Raw genomic sequence first — 2,568 nt, forward strand, 5'->3', positions numbered from 1 at the left:
CGTAGGTCGTCCCGCAGGACCTCTTCGCTCATCGGCGCACCGGGCTCCTCAGCTCCGGGGTGCGTGTGCGCGTCGACCAGGCCCGGCAGCAGCCATCACCGCGTCTGACCTGCGATGCGGATATGGATGCAGAGCAAATGCGGCCTGGACAGCGGCCCGCTCGACAAAGCCGGTCAGGACGTCGAAACAGACGCCGGGCGGGGTCCGGGTCGTAGACGCGGACTCAGCCGGCCTCAGCCGGAGTGATCGGCGTTCCTGGCTCCGCCGGTTCGCTCGGAGCCGGCGTCGCCGACGCCTGGTGGGCGGCCAGCAGTGCGCGCAGGGCGCGGACGCCGTCCAGGGCGTACTCCTTGTCGACGATCTGGAGGGCCACGATCGTGACCAGCTCGTCGTCGTGGAGCTCCGCGCCCGCGAACGAGACGCCCCGCTCGAAGCGGATGGCCCGGACGACCTCCCAGGGGAGGTCGTACGACCCGATCACGTTGCGGATCCGGATGCCCTTGTCGTCGGCGTCGACGCGCGGGCGGAGGAAGAGCAGGATGCCCGCCGCGAAGGCGATGCCGAGGCCGATCATCGCGGTCTGGTCACCGCGCTGGAAGACGGCCTTGCCCTCGCCCGTCGAGCCGGTCAGGCCGAAGCTGACCGCGGTGAAGACGATCACGACCGCGATCGCCGCGCCGATCGCGACCTTTCTGGCCCTTTGCGGGCGGAACGTCACCACGGCCAACGAGTCTGCCACAGCCCCTCAGAGCCGGCAGTTGTGGATGTCGGTGACCAGGATCGCGCGGGCGCCCAGGTCGTACAGCTCATCCATGATCTTGTGTACGTCCGACCGCAGCACCATGGCCTGGACCGCCACCCAGCCCTCGCGGTGCAGCGGTGAGACGGTCGGCGACTCGATGCCCGGGGTTAGCGTCGTCGCCCGGTCGAGCAGGTCGGCCCGCACGTCGTAGGCGAGCATCACGTAGCGCCGGGCCACCAGCACGCCCTGGAGGCGGCGGATGAGCTGGGCCACCGGCGGCGAGGCGACCGAGTCCCGGCCGATCAGCAGCGCCGTCGAGGTCAGGATCGGGTCGCCGATCACCGTGAGCCCCGCCTGCCGCAGCGTCGCGCCGGTCTCCACGACGTCGGCGACCACGTCCGCCACGCCCAGGCGGATCGCGTTCTCGACGGCGCCGTCGAGCCGGATGACCTCGGCGGTCAGGCCGTTGTCGGCCAGGTAGCGGTTGACCACGCCCGGGAAGGAGGTGGCCACCCGGCGGCCGGCGATCTGGTCGACCGTCGTGATCGTCGACGGGTGGGCGGCGAACCGGAAGCTCGCACCGGCGAAGTCGAGGTCGAGCAGCTCGTCGGCCGGGCTGCCGGCGTCCACCAGCAGGTCGCGGCCGGTGATGCCGAGGTCGAGGTCGCCGGATCCGACGTACGTGGCGATGTCGCGCGGGCGCAGGTAGAAGAACTCGACGTCGTTGGTCTCATCACGGCAGACGAGGTCGCGCTCCTCGGTGCGCTGGCGGTAGCCCGCCTCGCGGAGCATCTGGGCGGCGGGACGGGCGAGCGTGCCCTTGTTGGGCACGGCGATGCGCAGCATACGAAAGACTCCTATGGAAGAGGTGAACCGGATCGGTGAGCGCGGGGCTCACAGATGTCGGTACACGTCCTCCAGCTTCAGGCCGCTGGCCAGCATGAGCACCTGCGCCTGGTAGAGCAGCTGCGAGATCTCCTCGGCGGCCCGCTCCGGACCCTCGTGCTCGGCGGCCATCCACGCCTCGGCCGCCTCCTCGACGACCTTCTTGCCGATCGCGTGCACCCCGCGCTCGAGCGCGGCGACGGTGCCTGAGCCCGGCGTGCCGGCCTCGGCCTTCGCCTGCAGCTCGGCGAAGAGCTCCTCGAACGTCTTCACGCAGCCATCCAACCAGGCAGGGGACCCGGTGCCGAACCCGCCCGGCCTCATTCCACCTGCACGACGTGGTCGTCGGAGCGCCCGTCGACGGTCACGGTCAGCGTGTATCGGCCCGGTGCGAGGGTCACTGTGACATGCGCCTCACGCTGCGCGGGGCTCCCACCTTCGAGGGTCAGGTCCTGCCGGAACTCCGTCCCGATCTCCAGCCGGGCCGTGCGGCCGAAGCCCGCGACGTGCACCTCGACCCGACCGCCGCGGATGACGTCGCCCTGCTGCGGGTTGATCAGCCAGGCCGGGGCGAGCGTGTCGACGGCCGCCGCGCGCCGCAGCTCCGGGCCGCCGGCGCCGATCCGCACGCCGGGCAGCGCGCTGGCCGCGGTCACCGTCCAGACGAGCTGCTGGGCGGCGACCGGCGAGGGCGCCGGCACACCGCCGAGGTCGACCGTGACCACGTCGCCGGCGACGGTGACACCACGGACCACGGTGCCGGCCGGCCACGCGGACCGGTAGTCGGGATCCAGCGGCGCGGCGGCGAACAGCTGACCGAGCGCCGCGCGTACGCGATCCGCGGGCCTGTCTGGTCCCGCCGGCACCCGGTGGAACTGGATAGCAGGCGACGGCCAGGCGGAACGCGCCGCCCTCGGCGCCGCCGTACCGCGTGAACAGGT

Annotated in this window: 4 protein-coding genes; all 4 read right to left on the reverse strand. The window is 72.0% G+C overall.

The window, feature by feature from the left end:
* Positions 1 to 223: 223 nt before the first annotated feature.
* Positions 224 to 739 carry a PH domain-containing protein gene (locus AB0H87_RS40585; protein WP_360158799.1) on the reverse strand — a complete coding sequence of 172 codons (516 nt, stop codon included), beginning with the start codon at positions 737 to 739 and terminating at the stop codon, positions 224 to 226.
* 6 nt (positions 740 to 745) lie between these two features.
* The gene (hisG, locus tag AB0H87_RS40590; protein ID WP_360158802.1) at positions 746 to 1,588 is read right to left on the reverse strand and encodes an ATP phosphoribosyltransferase; all 843 of its coding nucleotides are present in this window, start codon (positions 1,586 to 1,588) and stop codon (positions 746 to 748) included.
* Between the two features lie 48 nt (positions 1,589 to 1,636).
* Entirely contained in the window at positions 1,637 to 1,900 is a 264-nt protein-coding gene (locus AB0H87_RS40595; protein WP_116070035.1) for a phosphoribosyl-ATP diphosphatase, read from the reverse strand.
* A 47-nt stretch (positions 1,901 to 1,947) separates the two neighbouring features.
* The coding region (locus AB0H87_RS40600; RefSeq protein WP_360158805.1) for a GerMN domain-containing protein at positions 1,948 to 2,568 on the reverse strand (621 nt) is incomplete at its 5' end.

This window comes from Asanoa sp. NPDC050611, from assembly GCF_040654855.1.
In the GTDB taxonomy this organism is placed as follows: domain Bacteria; phylum Actinomycetota; class Actinomycetes; order Mycobacteriales; family Micromonosporaceae; genus Asanoa.

What these genes read in the sequence shown, in the direction of transcription:
- hisG (WP_360158802.1), bottom strand. Translation starts at nt 1,588, where the DNA reads ATGCTGCGCATCGCCGTGCCCAACAAGGGCACGCTCGCCCGTCCCGCC.